19 protein-coding genes are annotated in these 16,947 nt (G+C 35.1%); 14 read left to right on the top strand and 5 right to left on the bottom strand.

Annotated elements, in window-relative coordinates:
- Positions 1-593: 593 nt before the first annotated feature.
- Complete coding sequence (locus tag RTL21_RS22480) at positions 594-794, bottom strand: YlaI family protein (protein ID WP_312099320.1); 201 nt, start codon at positions 792-794, stop codon at positions 594-596.
- A gap of 84 nt (positions 795-878) precedes the next feature.
- On the bottom strand, positions 879-1,487 hold the full coding sequence (locus tag RTL21_RS22475) for a YhcN/YlaJ family sporulation lipoprotein (RefSeq protein WP_312099318.1): 609 nt from the start codon (positions 1,485-1,487) through the stop codon (positions 879-881).
- Between the two features lie 224 nt (positions 1,488-1,711).
- Between RTL21_RS22475 and RTL21_RS22470 the strand changes: the two genes are divergently transcribed.
- Entirely contained in the window at positions 1,712-3,040 is a 1,329-nt protein-coding gene (locus RTL21_RS22470) for a PhoH family protein (RefSeq protein ID WP_396954492.1), read from the top strand.
- 72 nt (positions 3,041-3,112) lie between these two features.
- On the opposite strand, the gene RTL21_RS22465 is transcribed toward RTL21_RS22470, so the two are convergent.
- On the bottom strand, positions 3,113-3,601 hold the full coding sequence (locus RTL21_RS22465; protein ID WP_312099317.1) for a peptidyl-prolyl cis-trans isomerase: 489 nt from the start codon (positions 3,599-3,601) through the stop codon (positions 3,113-3,115).
- A 282-nt stretch (positions 3,602-3,883) separates the two neighbouring features.
- Between RTL21_RS22465 and RTL21_RS22460 the strand changes: the two genes are divergently transcribed.
- The 12 genes from RTL21_RS22460 to coaD all read left to right on the top strand — a co-directional run bounded on the left by RTL21_RS22460 (position 3,884) and on the right by coaD (position 12,931).
- Positions 3,884-4,165, top strand: a complete 282-nt coding sequence (locus tag RTL21_RS22460; protein WP_312099315.1) for an Fpa/YlaN family protein — start codon at positions 3,884-3,886, stop codon at positions 4,163-4,165.
- 177 nt (positions 4,166-4,342) lie between these two features.
- The gene (locus RTL21_RS22455; RefSeq protein WP_312099313.1) at positions 4,343-5,581 is read left to right on the top strand and encodes an FtsW/RodA/SpoVE family cell cycle protein; all 1,239 of its coding nucleotides are present in this window, start codon (positions 4,343-4,345) and stop codon (positions 5,579-5,581) included.
- Positions 5,582-5,982: 401 nt separating this feature from the next.
- Positions 5,983-6,900 (top strand): heme o synthase, encoded by a 918-nt coding sequence (gene cyoE, locus RTL21_RS22450; RefSeq protein WP_312099311.1) that lies wholly within the window; start codon positions 5,983-5,985, stop codon positions 6,898-6,900.
- Positions 6,901-7,014: 114 nt separating this feature from the next.
- Positions 7,015-7,482 carry a DUF420 domain-containing protein gene (locus RTL21_RS22445; protein ID WP_312099309.1) on the top strand — a complete coding sequence of 156 codons (468 nt, stop codon included), beginning with the start codon at positions 7,015-7,017 and terminating at the stop codon, positions 7,480-7,482.
- Between the two features lie 194 nt (positions 7,483-7,676).
- Positions 7,677-8,735 (top strand): CAP domain-containing protein, encoded by a 1,059-nt coding sequence (locus tag RTL21_RS22440; protein ID WP_312099324.1) that lies wholly within the window; start codon positions 7,677-7,679, stop codon positions 8,733-8,735.
- A 159-nt stretch (positions 8,736-8,894) separates the two neighbouring features.
- Positions 8,895-9,314 carry a YlbD family protein gene (locus RTL21_RS22435; RefSeq protein WP_312099307.1) on the top strand — a complete coding sequence of 140 codons (420 nt, stop codon included), beginning with the start codon at positions 8,895-8,897 and terminating at the stop codon, positions 9,312-9,314.
- A 13-nt stretch (positions 9,315-9,327) separates the two neighbouring features.
- Complete coding sequence (locus RTL21_RS22430) at positions 9,328-9,567, top strand: YlbE-like family protein (protein ID WP_312099306.1); 240 nt, start codon at positions 9,328-9,330, stop codon at positions 9,565-9,567.
- A gap of 96 nt (positions 9,568-9,663) precedes the next feature.
- Positions 9,664-10,089, top strand: coding sequence for a hypothetical protein (locus tag RTL21_RS22425; RefSeq protein WP_312099304.1), 426 nt, complete (start codon positions 9,664-9,666; stop codon positions 10,087-10,089).
- Between the two features lie 76 nt (positions 10,090-10,165).
- The gene (locus RTL21_RS22420) at positions 10,166-10,612 is read left to right on the top strand and encodes a YlbF/YmcA family competence regulator (protein ID WP_312099302.1); all 447 of its coding nucleotides are present in this window, start codon (positions 10,166-10,168) and stop codon (positions 10,610-10,612) included.
- Positions 10,613-10,976: 364 nt separating this feature from the next.
- Positions 10,977-11,252, top strand: coding sequence for a YlbG family protein (locus tag RTL21_RS22415; RefSeq protein ID WP_047939889.1), 276 nt, complete (start codon positions 10,977-10,979; stop codon positions 11,250-11,252).
- A 615-nt stretch (positions 11,253-11,867) separates the two neighbouring features.
- Positions 11,868-12,434: a 16S rRNA (guanine(966)-N(2))-methyltransferase RsmD gene (rsmD, locus tag RTL21_RS22410; RefSeq protein ID WP_312099322.1), complete on the top strand. Its 567-nt coding sequence runs from the start codon at positions 11,868-11,870 to the stop codon at positions 12,432-12,434.
- A gap of 5 nt (positions 12,435-12,439) precedes the next feature.
- Complete coding sequence (gene coaD, locus RTL21_RS22405; RefSeq protein WP_312099298.1) at positions 12,440-12,931, top strand: pantetheine-phosphate adenylyltransferase; 492 nt, start codon at positions 12,440-12,442, stop codon at positions 12,929-12,931.
- Positions 12,932-13,068: 137 nt separating this feature from the next.
- Here the strand turns inward: coaD and ylbJ are convergent, their stop codons facing one another.
- Complete coding sequence (gene ylbJ, locus RTL21_RS22400; RefSeq protein WP_312099296.1) at positions 13,069-14,289, bottom strand: sporulation integral membrane protein YlbJ; 1,221 nt, start codon at positions 14,287-14,289, stop codon at positions 13,069-13,071.
- 201 nt (positions 14,290-14,490) lie between these two features.
- Between ylbJ and RTL21_RS22395 the strand changes: the two genes are divergently transcribed.
- Positions 14,491-15,282: a patatin-like phospholipase family protein gene (locus tag RTL21_RS22395; protein ID WP_312099294.1), complete on the top strand. Its 792-nt coding sequence runs from the start codon at positions 14,491-14,493 to the stop codon at positions 15,280-15,282.
- A 68-nt stretch (positions 15,283-15,350) separates the two neighbouring features.
- Here RTL21_RS22395 and RTL21_RS22390 read toward each other — a convergent pair whose 3' ends face one another.
- Positions 15,351-16,565, bottom strand: coding sequence for a nucleotidyltransferase (locus RTL21_RS22390; protein ID WP_312099292.1), 1,215 nt, complete (start codon positions 16,563-16,565; stop codon positions 15,351-15,353).
- Between the last annotated feature and the right edge of the window lie 382 nt (positions 16,566-16,947).

The following is a 16,947-nucleotide window of genomic DNA, read 5'->3' as shown; positions in this document are numbered from 1 at the left end:
TGGCGTTCATATTGGAAATGAAAACTATATTTGGGGATGTAAGTGGGAAGAATGGCGTTCATATTGGAAATGAAAACTATATTTGGGGATGTAAGTGGGAAGAATGGTGTTCATGCAGGAGATGAAAACCACATTTAGGAATGTGAGTAGTAAAAGTGGCGTTCATGCAGGAGATGAAAACCAGATTTAGCATTGTAAGTAGTAAAAGTTGTGTTCATGCAGGAGATGAAAACGACATTTAGGAAGGTGAGTAGCAAAAGTGGTGTTCATCCAGAAGATGAAAACCACATTTAGCATTTTGAGTGGAAAAAGTGGCGTTCATCAAGCAGTGATACCTTAGCTTCTGTTAATTGTTAGCGGTGTAAGGTTATGTTCGAGGGGAAAAGAATGAATGGCTTCAAGATCGAAGTGGGGATGCGGTGTACTGGGACAAAGAGAAATGGCATGAAACGAAAACAGTTATAAGGTTAACAGTCATCGTTATGGAAAGTGAAGATAATCCCTGAATTAACGATGCCGTTAAAATAGAAGTGTATATAAAAAAGAAGACCTTAGCTAAAAGATCTTCTTTTTAAATTTCCATGCTTGTCTACTTACCAATCATCTTCCTGTGTCTTATTTTGGTAAAGGACGAAGTTGCCAGAATCTATTCTTTTCTTTGTATTCTCTGCAATCCTATCTTCACACTCTTTACACATATACGTATGAATTGGTCTATTTCTCAGACGTTTTGCCTCAAAAGAGTTTTCGTCTATATCTTCAACTTTATCGCATATCACACATTGTACTTTCAATTACTGCACCTCTAATCATATAAGTCTCGGGAAAAAATAGATTATAGGCACATTATAATATATAATCGCATAGAAAATCGAATTTTAATCTCTTATATGATTATTAGATTGTTCATCTTGGTCATTTTTCAGTTCTTTTTCTTCCTCTTCATTTAATTTTTCGTTTTGTTTTTTCATATCTCTGTCTGGTTCATTCTTGATCATATCCGCAGGGACTTCAGGGATAAGTCTTCCGCTTATATCTGCTAATTCATTGAAAATTCCTTGGATAGGCTTCCCATCTTGAATATCATTGCCAATTTCCTTCAGTCTTGCAGTCATATCAGGATCAGCAATTACTATAGCATTTGCACCATCAGGATCGTTTTTTAAGCTTTCCGCAACAGCATACTTGATTGAACCTACTTCTGAACGATCTAAGTCTGCATTAATATCAACTCCAACAAGGGCGTATTTACCGATGACCACTGCTGTTGCATCATTAACGTTCTCAATACTAGTAGCGAGGGATACGAGCCTTTTGGCGATATCTTGGCCAGTTTTACGGTCAACCTCTTGTATGGTTGAATTTTTAACATTTGTAACATGAGGGGTATTTGCTTTATTCTCAGATTGTTGGCTATTTTCTTCATTATTATTTGTACATCCAGCAAGCAGAAAAAGGACAGCGATCAAAAAAAATCCTTTTTTCACAAAAATTACCTCCTTTAATATGGTGGAATAACTTCTAAAAAGTGTGCATTTACACTTAATTAGTAGGTGTAAATGAGCATTTTTATGTTTTTTACACTTCCTCTCTCTTTATTGTGCAAAATATCTTCTATCTTTATGCGATAAAACATATATTTTACCAAGGTTCTTTCCGTTACACGGATAAGTGCAGCAATATATGACGTTTTAGAGCAGGGGGCATCGGTTTGAGTAAAATTTACGTATTGGATACAAATGTCTTGTTACAGGATCCTTATTCCATTTTTTCTTTTAGTGACAATGATGTAGTAATTCCAGCAGTAGCTTTAGAAGAGGTAGACAGCAAAAAACGATACATGGATGAAATCGGAAGGAACGCAAGGCAAATATCTAGATTGATCGATAACTTAAGAGAAGCAGGAAAGTTGCATGATCGAATTCCATTGGAGAATGGTGGAACTTTACGAATCGAACTAAATCATCGTTCGTTTCATGAGCTTCAAGAAATATTTGTGGAAAAGACAAATGATAATCGTATATTAGCAGTAGCAAAAAATTTATCAATAGAAGAAAGCAAAAAAGAAAATGGACGAACCGTTATTTTAGTAAGTAAAGATACACTGGTTCGTGTTAAAGCAGATGCAATAGGTCTTATAAGTGAGGATTTCTTAAGTGACCGCGTGGTTGAAAATGAGCATTTATATACTGGTTTTATGGATGTACAAGTAACAATTGATGTCTTAAATCGTTTTTATGAGAATGGACAGCTTCCTATAGCAGAAATTGGCAATGGGATGTATTATCCAAATCAGTTTCTTATCTTAAAGGATGTTTTAGGATCTTCCTCTTCTGCTTTAGCAATTGTGGATTCATCGAGGAAATATGTTAAAAAGCTAGTGTTTGATCACGAGCATATATGGGGAATTCGCCCAAGAAATGTTCAGCAAACGATGGCGATTGAAATGTTATTAAAGAAAGACATGCCTTTAGTTACTTTAATTGGAAAAGCAGGGACAGGAAAAACGTTATTGGCATTGGCATCTGGATTGATGCAAACAGAAGATTTTGGGGATTATAAAAAATTATTAGTAGCAAGACCGATTGTACCGATGGGGAAGGATTTAGGTTTTCTTCCTGGAGAGAAGGAAGAGAAGTTAAGGCCATGGATGCAACCAATCTTTGATAATCTCGAGTACTTATTTAATACAAAGAAACCTGGAGAATTAGAAGCAATCCTTGCAGGGATGGGTTCTATTGAGGTGGAGGCATTAACGTATATTAGAGGAAGAAGTATTCCTGACCAATTTATTATTATTGATGAAGCCCAAAACTTAACGAAGCATGAAGTGAAAACGATTTTAACGAGAGTAGGAGAAGGAAGTAAGATTGTGCTAATGGGGGATCCAGAACAAATTGATCATCCGTATTTAGATGCCTTTAATAATGGATTAAGCTATGTAGTAGAACGTTTTAAAGACCAACCAATTGCCGGCCATGTGAAATTAGTTAAAGGAGAGAGATCCTCTTTAGCACAGCTAGCGGCAGACTTATTGTAAGCTTTTGCTACATTAATACTATATACGCCATTCTAGTAGCTACTAGATGGCGTATATGTGGGTATAGCTTTTTTATGTAATTTTAAATGCTTTGATGTTTTTTATAGGAGTTTGTTCTTTTGCCTTTTTGTTGTCATAAATATGCACTGGACCATCTTCTGTAAGCGGTTTTCCTTTTACGCAAAATAATAAGAAAATCGAATCTATCTCTTGTAAAGGAATCGTATATTCTCCGTCGTTACTTGTTATTGTAAGAGTAGTTGCCGCTTCTTTCGGCCCTGCATTTTTAATAAAAGGTGCTAAGGGCATATAAAAGGTTCCAGTTAGCATTTCTACTTTTTTATAGCTTTTTTTGGACTGATCTGGAATTTTTGCTCCTTCTGTAATTTCTTGATCCCAGTGTTTGGCCGCTTCTTTTGTATATGCTTCTAAATCATCTTTCACCTCAATTGGTTCAAAAACTGTATCAGCTGTTTGTTTACGATCATCAAATATCCATACAGTTGGATCAATGGTAATCGAAAAATTTACCAACCCGGAAACCTGAATAATACTATCCATTTAAATTCTCCTCCTTATGTGCTTTCTTTGATTGTTAAAAATTCTGCGCATTTAAGCTGTGTTAAAGATTTCCTTAAAGAAAATATCGTTAACATCTGGTGTTTTTAAATTTGTAGGCAAATAACCATGTTAATTTAAGTATAGCTTCTTCTTGTCTTCCTGTCATTCAGGATGTTAGAACCGAAACTTTTAGACTTTTTAATGGGGATTGTTCTTGCAATTTTTCTAGGTTGAGTTTAAACTTTATAGATAGGATAATCGCTCGGAAACGGGGGGATAGGATTGACTTCTGAAATGATTATTAATCATAAAGAAAAAGCAAATGAGCTATTGAAAGCTGATGCTGAAAAAATATTAAAACTAATTAAAGTTCAGATGGATAATTTAACAATGCCGCAATGTCCTCTTTATGAAGAGGTACTGGATACGCAAATGTATGGATTGTCTAAAGAGATAGATTTTGCTATTCGATTAGGATTAGTAGAAGAACAGGTTGGTAAGAAAATTTTAGATGAATTGGAAAAAGAATTATCGAATTTGCATGAAGCATCTATAAGAAAATAAAAAGTAAACTCAAACAAAAGCATTCATTGTTTGAGTTTTTTTAGTGGTTAGGTGTATTATTTTATAATAAGGGAAGTACTTTTAATAGAATGAATAGAAGTTTATCCTTTACAGCAGGAATTAGATAAGACACAACGAATACTCTAATTGAGGAGAATGAATAAGGGATGCGGTTGAATGGTAAAGAAGATATTAAAATCGTATGATTATACTATTATTATAGCAATGGTGCTACTAATTTTATTTGGGTTAATCATGATTTATAGTGCGAGCATGGTTTCAGCAGTCCAATACTATGGAGAAGAGAGTAGCGATTTTTTTTATAAGAAGCAGATTAAGCATATTATATTTGCAGGAATTGCCTTTATTGCTGTAGCGATTTTTCCATATAAAGCCTTATTAAGCAATAGAATATTAGTTCCAATGGTATTTGGTTCGATAATTGTTTTGGGTGGAATATTTTTGTTCGGTAGTGTTTATGGAAATGCACAAAGTTGGTATAAAATTGGAACCTCGAGTCTTCAGCCGGCGGAGTTTGTTAAATTATCTGTGATTATTTATTTATCGGCTATCTACTCAAAAAAGCAGTCTTATATTAATGAATTTAATAGGGGAGTTGTCCCACCGCTAGCCTATTTAGTTATTGTTTGTGCTTTGGTTATGGTTCAGCCCGATTTTGGAACAGCGGCTATTATTTTTATGATTGGTTCAACGGTTATTCTTTGTTCAGGAATGAACTGGAAGAATTTATCGAAGCTGCTGCTAATTGGTTTAGGTTTTTTACTTTTATTACTTCTTTGCATGCAGATCGCTGGGAAAAGTGTATTTACGGAGAAGCAAATGGCGAGAATATTTGTATTTATGGATTCCCCGTTCGGCGAAGATGTTGTGCAAGATTCTGGTTATCATATGAGTAACTCCCTTATTGCTATTGGCTCTGGTGGACTTAAAGGAGTTGGATTGGGACAAGGGGTGCAAAAGCTTGGCTATCTAACAGATGGTCACACGGATTTTATCATGGCAGTAATTGCTGAGGAATTAGGCATTTTTGGTGTGAGCTTTGTTGTATTAGGACTAAGCTATATTGTTTTACGAGGAATTTATACGGGCTTAAAGTGTAAAGATCCTTTTGGCAGCTTACTGGCAATTGGAATTTCCAGTATGATAGGGATTCAAGCGTTTATTAACATTGGTGGAGTATCTGGATTAATCCCGCTAACGGGTGTACCAGTACCTTTTGTAAGCTATGGGGGATCATCCCTTTTACAACTATCAATCGGAATGGGGATTTTGGTTAATGTTTCGATGTTTGTAAAATATGAAAGAGTCTATAAACCAAAAGAAGAGGAAGTTCCTGATATTCCTCAGCCGAAGCAACCTACTTCTCCATTTGTTCGAACAAACAGACATTTTTAATAAATAATAAAAGATAGCACAAAGAAAAAGTGCTATCTTTTATTATTTATGCTAAAGAGAAAGATAGTCTACTTAATCTAGTAGCAAGTATCTTTTGAGGCATCGGAAAAAAAGTTAATTGATTTGCTTCCTTGTAAAAAAAAGCTATAATAAGTAGAGTGTCTTTTATTTGTAAAACGCATTCGAAGTGTTTGGATAAAATGCTAATCTTTACCAATAATGTGAAAACTGAAGTTTTTTCAAAAAAAGAGAGAAATCTTAGTGGAAATATGTTTTAATAGCAAAAGAGTCTTTTTTAACATTACTATATTGTTAAATGTGAATAATGACACAATTAAAATGAACGGTTATTTATATAGTATTATCTTTTTACTATGTAATGAGAGGGGAGACATGATTAAATGGCTAATTATCGCGCATATCCTAATGCCAAATTGACGCAGAAACAATCTGAAACTAGCGCCTGGAAGGATTTTCTTGCATTAATTAAAATAGGAATTGTGAATTCAAACTTAATCACTGTATTTACAGGTATCTGGCTTGCAATTGTCTTTACAGATACAAAATTTTTAGGGCAAATCGATACAGTTTTATACACGTTGATTGGTTCAGGATTAATTATGGCTGGATCCTGTGTTTTAAATAATTTTATCGATCGTGATATTGATCCGTTAATGGAAAGAACGAAGACAAGACCGACAGTAACAGGAAAGGTAAAGCCTATAAAAGTGGCAGTTTTAGGATTTGGCTTTCTAGTAATTGGTACGTTGTTTTTATTATTAACTACTATTACCGCAACTGTTATAGCCTTAGTGGGAGCATTTAGCTATGTTGTGATTTATACGATCTGGTCGAAGCGCAGACTTGTGTCTAATACAGTTATCGGTAGTTTTTCGGGAGCAGTACCACCACTAATTGGATGGGCTGCAATTGATCCAGGACTTGATGTCATGGCTTGGAGCTTATTTTTAATTATGTTTATCTGGCAGCCACCACATTTCTATGCTTTAGCAATTCGTAGAGTAGAAGAGTATCGTGCAGCAGGGATTCCGATGCTACCTGTTGTGAAAGGATTTGACGTAACAAAAAAACATACGTATGCATGGATTGTTGCCTTATTTCCACTGCCATTTTTGTTATATCAAATTGGTATTCCGTTTTTAATTTTAGCAACATTACTAAATATCGGATGGGTTATTACTGGAATCCGAGCAAGCAAAAAACAAGATGAATATAAATGGGCGACAGCGATGTTTATCTATTCTATTCAATATTTAACTATTTTATTTGTTTCAATGGTAGTATTTACATTATTTTAAAGAAGGCATGCGTTTTATAGGGGAAGGCGTTCCTTGTGAATAATGATAATCTTAAAGGGAATTAAGGGAGTTTATTAAACAAAGAGGTAAATACTTTATGGAGTGGGTAGTTTAATGGAATTTACATTACCGATTTTGCCGACAATAAGTACTGCATTTATCGTTTTAAGTGGCATTTTTGTAGCTATTGGCTGGGGATTAATCAAGAAAAGAAAACGGAAAGAACATCAGACGGTAATGCTTCTTGCAGCCATTTTTGCTGTTATCTTTTTCGTGATATATGCATCAAGAACGATTTTTATTGGTAACACCTCTTTTGGGGGACCAGATGATATTAAAATCTATTATACAATCTTCCTAATTTTTCATATAACACTGGCGACAATAGGGGCCGTATTAGGAATTATCATGTTGTATACAGGATATAAAAAACAATATGCAAAACATCGTAAATTAGGTCCAACAACAAGTATTATTTGGTTTATTACAGCCATTACGGGAACAGCCGTTTATTTACTTCTCTATGTTTTCTATCATGGTGGAGAAACAACATCTGTTATAAAGGCGATATTAGGTTTTTAAATTTGAAATGTAAAAAATGCTTCTAGCAATTTAGAAGCATTTTTTTATTGTTCTTTTTAGATAAGGTTTCGTTGATTAGAAGTGAAAAAATTCAAAATTTGCTTATTCTATTAAAATTATTTAAAGTAAGTTATACTATTTAGTAAGAATGCTACATATATTGATAGAAACAATGCTAGAGAGGGGGGAATCCTCTGAAAATTTTATTAAGAACTGTCGTAATTATTGCGGTATTATCAGCGATTGGTTTTTATTTTAGTGTAACAGATAATAATAATCAGCCAGATGTATTAGTTGAAAATGGTGATAATCCTAAAAAAGTAGAGGATAATCTTAAAGAGGCAAACGAGAATACGCAAATTCTTCCAGTTCCTAAAGAAGGATTAGGGAGCTTAATCGGTAAAAGTGCAAGTGAACTAAAAAAGAAGTATGGGGAACCTACTAGAATTGATCCATCAGCATATGAATACGATTGGTGGATTTATAATAAGAAAGACTCCGAGTATTTCCAAGTAGGAATTCTAAATGGCAAGGTGGTAACTGTTTATGCAATTGGTAGTGATGTGAATATCAATCCCTATAAAATTGGACAAGAAGTTGGGGATATTTATACGATGACACCAATTGAAACGAATATTAGCTTTAACTATGAAAATTCTTCCTACCGTTTTGAATTATCCGAAGATGAAATTAATAATCGCCCGTTAATTCAAATAGGTGATTATTACGCACAGCTTTATTTTGATAAATTTAACGGCACTTTATCAAGTATTCGCTATATGGATGCAAGAACATTACTTCATTTGCGACCATATGAACTAGTTTATCGAGGAGAACTATTAGAAACAGAGAATAATGTGGAAGATAGTGAAGCAATACAAGAAGGTAATGAAAAACAAATATTAGATATGACGAATGTGTTACGAAAAAGATTTGAATTAAATGCAGTGGAGTGGGATCAACTTACTGCCGATGTGGCATTGGGCCATAGTAAAGATATGTTTGAAACCGAGAATTTTTCCCATACGTCAGAGAAGTATGGGGATTTAGAGGATCGTTTAAAAGCTGGGGATGTATTTTATCAAGTTGCTGGGGAGAATATCGCAGCAGGTTATGCAGATGCCCCTGCAGTAATCGAAGGGTGGCTAAATAGCAAAGGTCATCGTGAGTGTTTATTGAATGAGAAATTTACCCATCTTGGGGTAGGAGTATTCGATAAATATTATACACAGAATTTTATTGAACAATGGTAAGCGATATAGCGTAAAAAAAACTGTCCCTTCAATTGGAGTGGACAGTTTTTTTGTATAAACGGATTTGGCAGTTTTTTAAGAATGTAAAGGGGATGCACACTTTTTAAAGCCCATCATAAAGTAATATAGGCAGATGTAACAAATTAGAGGTGAATAATGATGGCTAATAATAAACTTCATCCTTCTGTAGAAGAATTTAAAGCATTTATAAAAACAAATCCAAAAATATTGAAAGAAGCGAGAAGTGGGAAGGTGACATTACAGGAATTATATGAGGATTGGTATTTATTAGGTCCAAACGATGCAAGATGGGATGGGTTGCTAGAAAATGGATCTAAAGCTTCCGAGCAAAAAGAGGAAGAGAAAGCATCTTATCGAACTGTCTGGTTATCTAATATCGCCGATACTTTAAAAAATATGGATCAAAATCAAATACAGGGGTACTTAGCAAATCTAAATCAAGCTTTGGGAACCATCCAAGGTGTCATTTCTCAATTTGCCCCGAATAGTGGTTCTGGTGGGTCGTCTGCGCCAACAGAACAAAAACCTTCTGGCCCATTTTCTTTTAGAAAAGATTAAATAGGAGGATTATATGAGACAGAGTTTAAAAGAATATATTGCGCAGAGTCCGGAATTGCAACGATTTATTCGGGAGCAGCCACAATGGTATAGACAATTAAGCAGAAATCCAAATCAATTGGAAGCCTTTGAAATTGCATCACTTCATTATTATAAGAAAACCATCCCAGATCGTGTTCAAAAATTTTCAAATGGTGTACAAATGGCTTCCATGATGGTTAGCATGTTTCAAGCAATGAACGCCCAATCTTAATTAATCAAAATGAAAAACATTACTTAGAGTAAAAAAAACATGAATGGTAATACTAACCTAAATGAAAATTTATCAAATTTGCCAGGAGTGTTTACGTTGAAAAAAATTCGAATGATTTGTATTCCTGCTTTTCTCCTTCTAGCTGGGTGTGGGCATGATATTCCTGATCCAGAGGTAAAGCCTAAAAAAGATGCTATTCATTTTTCCATTCCTACTACTGCGACTGTACAAGCTTCTCTATCCGATACAGAAAAAGATGGCTTAGATGTTCGTTATATCGTGAAAGGGAATAAAGTTTTTGTAGAATGTAAAGTCAAAGACTATTCCTTCAGAGAAGATAGCAAGGGGAAAGTAGGTAAAATAGTTGTGGAGATGAACGGGGTAATGAAAGAATACGCTTCTGCAGCATTTGTAATGGAAGGACTAAAACCAGGAAAACATGCGATTGTCTTATCTGTTATAGATGTCGCTAGCAAGACACCAAAATATAAAAAGTCCTTTCAAGTAATGATTAAAGAATAGAGTGGAAAAAGGAAATAACAAGCCTTTTCTTTCTTCTGCCTTTCATGTAGAATAAGAAGTGGAGGTGAGCGAATACGTGCTTGCGACAACTGAAATACTCCTTATTCAAGAGGAAGCAGAAGCGATTGCAGAAATGATATTAGATTCAGATGTTGCAGAACAATACCGTATTTGTTTGGCCAATATACAATCAAATAAGGAAACACAGCGAAAAATTCACTCTTTTAACCAAATGAAAGAGCTATATGAAGAAGTTCAGCGTTTTGGAAAATACCATCCTGAATATAAAAAAGTAATGATGGAAATTAGACAGCTTAAACGCGATATGGATTTAGATGATAATGTGGCAGCATTCAAAGTAGCCGAGAATGGTTTACAAAAGCTTTTAGATGATGTTAGCGTCATTATCGGACGCTCTGTTTCTACTTTTATTAAAGTACCAACAGGTAATCCGTTTTTTGATGAACTTTCTGGTTGCTCCGGAGGTTGTGGAAGTGGTGGCAGCTGTAGTTGTTCTGCATAATATACTTAAAAGCAATGGTCAAATTTACGATCATTGCTTTTTTATTTTGGCTGTTTTCTAAAAGATTGTTGCTATAGGAAAAATAAATTAATTAGAAATACTGAGCAGTCTGAATACACATAGACGCTACAGGGATTAGCGAGAAAGGTGAGTCCCCGTTAGTGATGCCTAAAGGAGGCTTAAGAGTAGCTCGTGGAAAGCGAAGTGTATTCAGGCTGTCGGGTGAAGAAACTTTACGAAAACTGCCTTTATTGTTGTAGCGTCCATTCATTGCTTACTAGCTTCTATAAAAGTAGATTCCAGCTTTTCTATTTTCTTTGCCTATGCTATTATGATAAATAATGGTATTTAAAGGGGTTAAATTATGCTAGGGCAACGACAAGGAATCATTGTTTGGTTATTTTCACTAAAACAAGCAAAAATGTTAAGAAGATATGGGAATGTTCATTTTATTTCCAAAAGGTTAAAATATGTTGTGCTCTACACCAATCAAAGTGATGTGGAAAGCATAATGGAAAAAATTAATGCTCATTCTTTCGTTAAAAAGGTAGAGCCTTCCTATAAACCATTTTTGAAAATGGAATTTGAAAATTCGCGACCAGATAAGGCGAAAGAATACGATTATAAAATGGGGATATAAAGAAGAGGTTTTTTAAAAAAAGATGTTCTTAATCGAATCACTTTTAAAAAATGTGGCCAGAAATTAGTAGACTCTTCATCAAAACCTTCATTTAAGTTAAAGGATAAAAACAGTATTTATGATAAGACTGGTTGGAAGATAAAGTTTCTGACCGAGCCTGCATAAATACTGTTTTTTAGTATGAAGAAAATAGAATACGAAAAAAAACCTGCAGGCAATTGCCTGCAGGGTCCTTCTACGTCCTAATTATTCATCAAGACAGAAGGTAAAGGGAGAGGAGAAACCGGAGGAAGAACTTATGGGGAAACGTAAGTCTTCTCCGCGGTTGGCAACAACATCCTCGAATAGATGCTGTTAATTACATTATCCCCATCCAATGACCGCTTATACATAAAAATAAGATTATTTTTTTAGGAAGTTTTTAGAATAGTTTAATCTGTATTTGTAGATAGTATAATACCATGGTATAAGAGTATTTCTGTTCAATGAACATCTATTTATTAAAAATATCAGATAAAAAGTAAAAAATCTCTAAAATGTTGGCTCTCTAAAAGGTTTATGGTAGGATAGGGAAGGTATAAGAAGTTAAAGAAAAATAGGGTTGTGGTGATTGAAATGAGAGTTGTCTCCGGTAAAAATAAGGGGATTCCATTGAAGGCAGTGCCTGGTAACTCGACTAGACCTACTACGGATAAAGTGAAAGAGGCTATTTTTAATATGATAGGTCCTTACTTTCAAGGGGGCGAAGGTCTTGATTTATTTGCTGGGAGCGGTGGTCTTGGCATTGAAGCCTTAAGTAGAGGGTTGGATCTTGTTATTTTTGTAGACAAAGAAGGAAAAGCAATACATACGATTAAAGAAAATCTTTCTATATGTAAATTAGACAGTCAAGCAGAAGTGTTTCGCAATGATGCGGAACGTGCATTAAAAGCATTGCAAAAAAGAGAAAAAAGTTTTGATTATATTTTTCTGGATCCACCATATAAAAAACAGCAATTAGAAAAAATGTTAACATTTATTGATGAAGCAGGTCTGTTAAAGGATGAAGGAGTCATTGTATGTGAACACGGTTCGGAAATTTCTTTACCTAAGGCTGTAAATAGACTTCAACAAGTAAGACATGAAAAATACGGAATAATTGGAGTTTCTATTTATTCCTTACAAAAAGGTACGGAGGACTAAAAAAGATGGCTAGTGTAGCAGTTTGTCCAGGGAGTTTCGATCCAATAACTTATGGTCACATTGATATTATCAAACGGTCTGCTAAGGTATTTGATCATGTATACATATGTGTATTAAATAATTCTGCTAAAAAACCTTTTTTTTCAGTGGATGAAAGATTAGAGTTAATTAAAGAAGTAACAAAAGACATTAAGAATGTTTCTGTCTCTTCTTATGAGGGACTTCTTATTGAGTATGCAAAAAGTGTCAATGCAAATGCGATTATTAGAGGATTACGAGCAGTATCAGACTTTGAATATGAAATGCAGATAACATCCATGAACCGTGTATTATCAGACGAGATTGAGACGTTTTTTATCATGACCAATAACCAATATTCTTTCCTAAGCTCTAGTATAGTGAAAGAAGTGAGCAAATATGATGGAGATATTTCGGAGCTTGTTCCGAAGATTGTTCATGATGCATTAAGAGCAAAGTTTCATGATAACGGGAAATAAAATTTTCCAAAAAGCGAGCTCTTTAAAAAAAGGACATCCTTGCCGAAAAGAAATGCTAGCAGCTATTTCTTTTAGCAGGATGTCCTTTTTTTATAATTAAGAAATCCTTTTTTTACCACCTTCACGCTCTTGCGTTTTTATAATTCTCCTCTTGGAGAAAAGCGTTTTATTAAAATAAAACAATAGATTAGTAAGGAAGTAATCGTTACGATTGGTCCCCATGTGCTAATTGTTTCAAATATCTGTTGAAGGAAAGCTCCCTCTCTGCTTATGCCAGGGATTGCAATAGTTGGAGTATCTTTTGCCAAAAATGTCTTGTTAAAGAAGTCCCATGCGATAAACGTATAGATGCCAGAGAAGATTGCTTGCATGATTCTTGCTAGGAAAAAAGGTTTAAAGCGAATATCTGTTTGAGCAAGAATACTTGCCACCTGTGCCTGTACACTTAATCCACTGAATCCAAGAATACAGCTAGTTAAAATAGCTTGGTGCATAAGAGTGGATGTTTCTACTTCACTCGTTAATTTACTTCCTAATGTAATTTCAAATATGCCAGCGATGAAGGGAATGGTTAAATCACCTGAAAATGTAAACAGTTGAAATATAGATTCTAACAACTTTGCAAAAAAGGAAGTAATATGTAAGTGAAATAATAAACGATTAATAACAGAAAATAGAATAATAAAGCCACCAACCATTAATAAGGATTGAATCGAAGAGGTTACCGCATCGCCCATTAGTCTACCAAGTGGACGCTTGTCTTTTAAACGAGTATGATGCAGTTCTCGCAATGCTCTTTTTAAGGAGGCTTTTTCATTTGGTTCGTTCTTCTTTTTTTCCGTGTCCTTCCCATGAAATCTCATAAATAAACCAACTGTAAAATTGGCTAAGTAATGAGAAAAGGCAAGGAGAAGGCCGAGCTTTGGGCTATGAAAAAAAGAGGCAGAAACAGCACCGATAATAAACATCGGATTAGAAGCATTAGAGAAGGAAACGAGCCTTTCCGCTTCTGTTCTAGTCAATTGTTTTTCCTCGCGCATTCTTGCTGTTAATTTTGCTCCAGTTGGAAAGCCAGATACCATTCCCATTGCCCAAACGAATCCGCCAACCCCTGGAACTTTAAAAAGAGGGCGCATAATGGGCTCTAATAAAACACCAATAAAACGGACAACACCAAAACCTATTAATATTTCAGATAAAATAAGGAAAGGAAGAAGTGAAGGAAAAACAATCGTCCACCAAGTGTTAAGTCCATTTTTTGAAGCGTCAACCGCTACTCCTGGGAAAGAAATCAGGGCAAGAGCTAATAGTGACGCAGATAAAGCAAGTACGATTGTCTTAAATTTTGAGCGTAACAAATTAAATTGCTCCCCCTTCAAATATAAATAGTAGGTTTTTATTCTCACTATGAAAGGATGGCTTTTTTTATCGTGTAAAAGAAATACTTGTACACAAACAGCCTAAAAGAATATCCCTCTACCAATCAATATACTCATAACCTGAAAAAAAAGACCATAAGATTAGATAGATTGAATTTTGATAAGAATAGGTGGTACATTATGGAACGCCCAAAAATAGGATTAGCGTTAGGGTCAGGTGGAGCGAGAGGATTTGCACATATTGGTGTGATAAAAATATTGAGAGAAGAGAATATTCCAATAGACTATATTGCCGGCAGCAGCATAGGTGCCATAGTTGGCTGTCTGTATGGAGCAGGGTCCGATATTCAGCGGCTATACACGTTATCGAAGTTCATTAAACGGAAATATTATTTAGATTTTACGGTGCCGAAAATGGGCTTTATCGCTGGAAATAGAGTAAAGGAATTGATCCATTTGTTCACCTATGGGAAAAATTTAGAGGAGTTGGATATCCCTGTAGCCGTGGTTGCGACCGATTTATTAACAGGGGAAAAGGTTGTATTCAGGAAAGGTTCTATTGCCAATGCAGTTCGTGCAAGTATTTCTATTCCGGGTATATTTGTTCCAGAGAAAATGGATGGGCGCTTACTTGTAGATGGGGGAGTAATCGACCGAGTACCAGTCTCGGTTTTAAAAGAAATGGGAGCAGATATTATTATTGCTGTAGATGTAGCAAAAGTGAATGTAAATGCAGACATATCAAATATTTATGATGTGATTATGCGTTCATTGGATATTATGCAAATGGAATTAGTGGAATCGCGAGAATTTGCAAGTGATGTGATGATTAAACCCCCTGTGGAAATGTTTAATAGTAAGGCATTTACGGATTTAGAGAAAATTATTGAGATAGGAGAAGAGGAAACGAGAAAATATATCGACGTGATTAAAAAGGAAATCAAGAAAAGAAAAATAAATGAGAAAAAGTGATAAATAGAAGATATCTAACCAAACCGCTCGTCTTTACCAAAGTGAGCGGTTTGGTCCGTAACAGGAAGTTACTTCATAATTGGAGGCTGAGCGTAATCCATGTTTAGTAACTGTTCTTGAACCGATGCGGCTGCGCCTAAAGCATATATTTGGGAGGCACGAATATCTAATGCAATTTTCTCTATGTCAAAAGCAGACAGTTTACTGATAATAGGAAGTGAAAATTGCTTCTTTTTTTCTTTTAAATAGAAACGACCATTTTCTGTTGTTCCGAGTAATCGCATGTAGGCTGGCTTTGATTGGGCAAGCATTTCTTCTTTTTTTGCATTTGTTAAAATATGGACACATATTCTTTGCAGCCTTGTCCAAGTATATCTCTTCGTTTTTAATAGGCGGATATATTCCTCAAATGATGATGCTTCTTTCACGTATTTAAGGAAGCGATACTCTAAGCCTTCTTCCATTTCGTAAATAGTGGCTAGCTCTTTTGCAGTTGATTGCAAAATTCGAAATTTTAAGTAACCCCAGTAGTTTTCCCAAGTATGATAAGTCTGATAGGTTTCTTCATACTTTTGAAGTAAATAGAAACTTGCAGGAGGAAGGAATGGTTCAATCGTTTTTAATGAACCTTGTTTATTGACTAGCTCTTGTCTAATACTAGTTGCGCTTGCTATCGTGTCCGATGTGAAAATTTTATCATGATAGTCTGCCTTCATTCGCGCAACTGTACAAACTTCAATGGGATAGTTATTGGTATGTACGGCTTTGTAGTACTCGTATCCCAATATATTATTAGGCATACTAAGATCAAGTCCTAATGTTTTGTCTATATTTGTTAATTCCTGTATAGCCAGTGATTTAGCTTTAGGATAGCTCATCCCTTTTTTAATAGATTCTTTCACAAGTAAATCTTCTTCAACCTGTTTCTCCTGCAACTGGTTGAACATATGGGAGAACTCCGTTATATCTCCAGATTCACTCCCGAAACATAAAAAATCACATCCTAAACTTTGAAGAATTTCTACTGAACCTGCAGCGAATACGGCTGCATGCTGTGTGGCAAAAGAATAGGGAAGCTCGACTATGAGATCTATTCCATTTTCCAAGGCCATTTCTGCTCGGGACCATTTTGATACAAGTGCAGGTTCCCCTCGCTGAAGAAAAGGACCACTCATCACAGCAACCACAATATCAGCATCTGTTAGTTCCTTCGCCTTTTGGATATGATACAAATGCCCATTATGAAATGGATTATATTCTACAACAACACCAACAGCTTTCATGATAATCTCCCCAAATTATTATTCTTTAAAAAACATTATATCGAATGCTTTTACTAGTAAAAGTTTATCCTAAAAATATTGGTTATAAAAGAGAAACCTATTTAGTTTAGAATGATTTTACCTAAATTTAAATGAGGAAGGGATATAAGTATTTCAGCCCAAGCTAAAGCCAAACAATAAAACTAAAGTTTTGTATGATTTTTTGGCTTTTTAATTAACTTTTAAAAAAGCTGTTCCAGTTGTTATCACCCGCAGCCTGAATACACTTCGCTTTCCATGGGGTTGAGCGCCGAGCCCTCCTCGAAACTCACGTTCCTGCGGGGTCTTGGACTTTCTCGCAGCTCCCTGTGGCGTCTACGTGTATTCAGGCTGCTCCATTTTT

The sequence above is a fragment of the Niallia sp. genome (assembly GCF_031978665.1).
Classification (GTDB): Bacteria; Bacillota; Bacilli; order Bacillales; family Cytobacillaceae; genus Niallia.
Note: the sequence above shows the minus strand (reverse complement) of the source record. Positions and strands in the feature narration are given on the sequence as shown.

Coding starts and splice junctions, on each gene's coding strand:
- RTL21_RS22395 (WP_312099294.1), top strand. CDS start 14,491: ATGGAACGCCCAAAAATAGGATTAGCGTTAGGGTCAGGTGGAGCGAGA.
- RTL21_RS22435 (WP_312099307.1), top strand. CDS start 8,895: ATGGCTAATAATAAACTTCATCCTTCTGTAGAAGAATTTAAAGCATTT.
- RTL21_RS22465 (WP_312099317.1), bottom strand. CDS start 3,601: ATGGATAGTATTATTCAGGTTTCCGGGTTGGTAAATTTTTCGATTACC.
- RTL21_RS22455 (WP_312099313.1), top strand. CDS start 4,343: ATGGTAAAGAAGATATTAAAATCGTATGATTATACTATTATTATAGCA.
- RTL21_RS22415 (WP_047939889.1), top strand. CDS start 10,977: ATGCTAGGGCAACGACAAGGAATCATTGTTTGGTTATTTTCACTAAAA.
- RTL21_RS22390 (WP_312099292.1), bottom strand. CDS start 16,565: ATGAAAGCTGTTGGTGTTGTTGTAGAATATAATCCATTTCATAATGGG.
- rsmD (WP_312099322.1), top strand. CDS start 11,868: ATGAGAGTTGTCTCCGGTAAAAATAAGGGGATTCCATTGAAGGCAGTG.
- RTL21_RS22430 (WP_312099306.1), top strand. CDS start 9,328: ATGAGACAGAGTTTAAAAGAATATATTGCGCAGAGTCCGGAATTGCAA.
- coaD (WP_312099298.1), top strand. CDS start 12,440: ATGGCTAGTGTAGCAGTTTGTCCAGGGAGTTTCGATCCAATAACTTAT.
- cyoE (WP_312099311.1), top strand. CDS start 5,983: ATGGCTAATTATCGCGCATATCCTAATGCCAAATTGACGCAGAAACAA.
- RTL21_RS22445 (WP_312099309.1), top strand. CDS start 7,015: ATGGAATTTACATTACCGATTTTGCCGACAATAAGTACTGCATTTATC.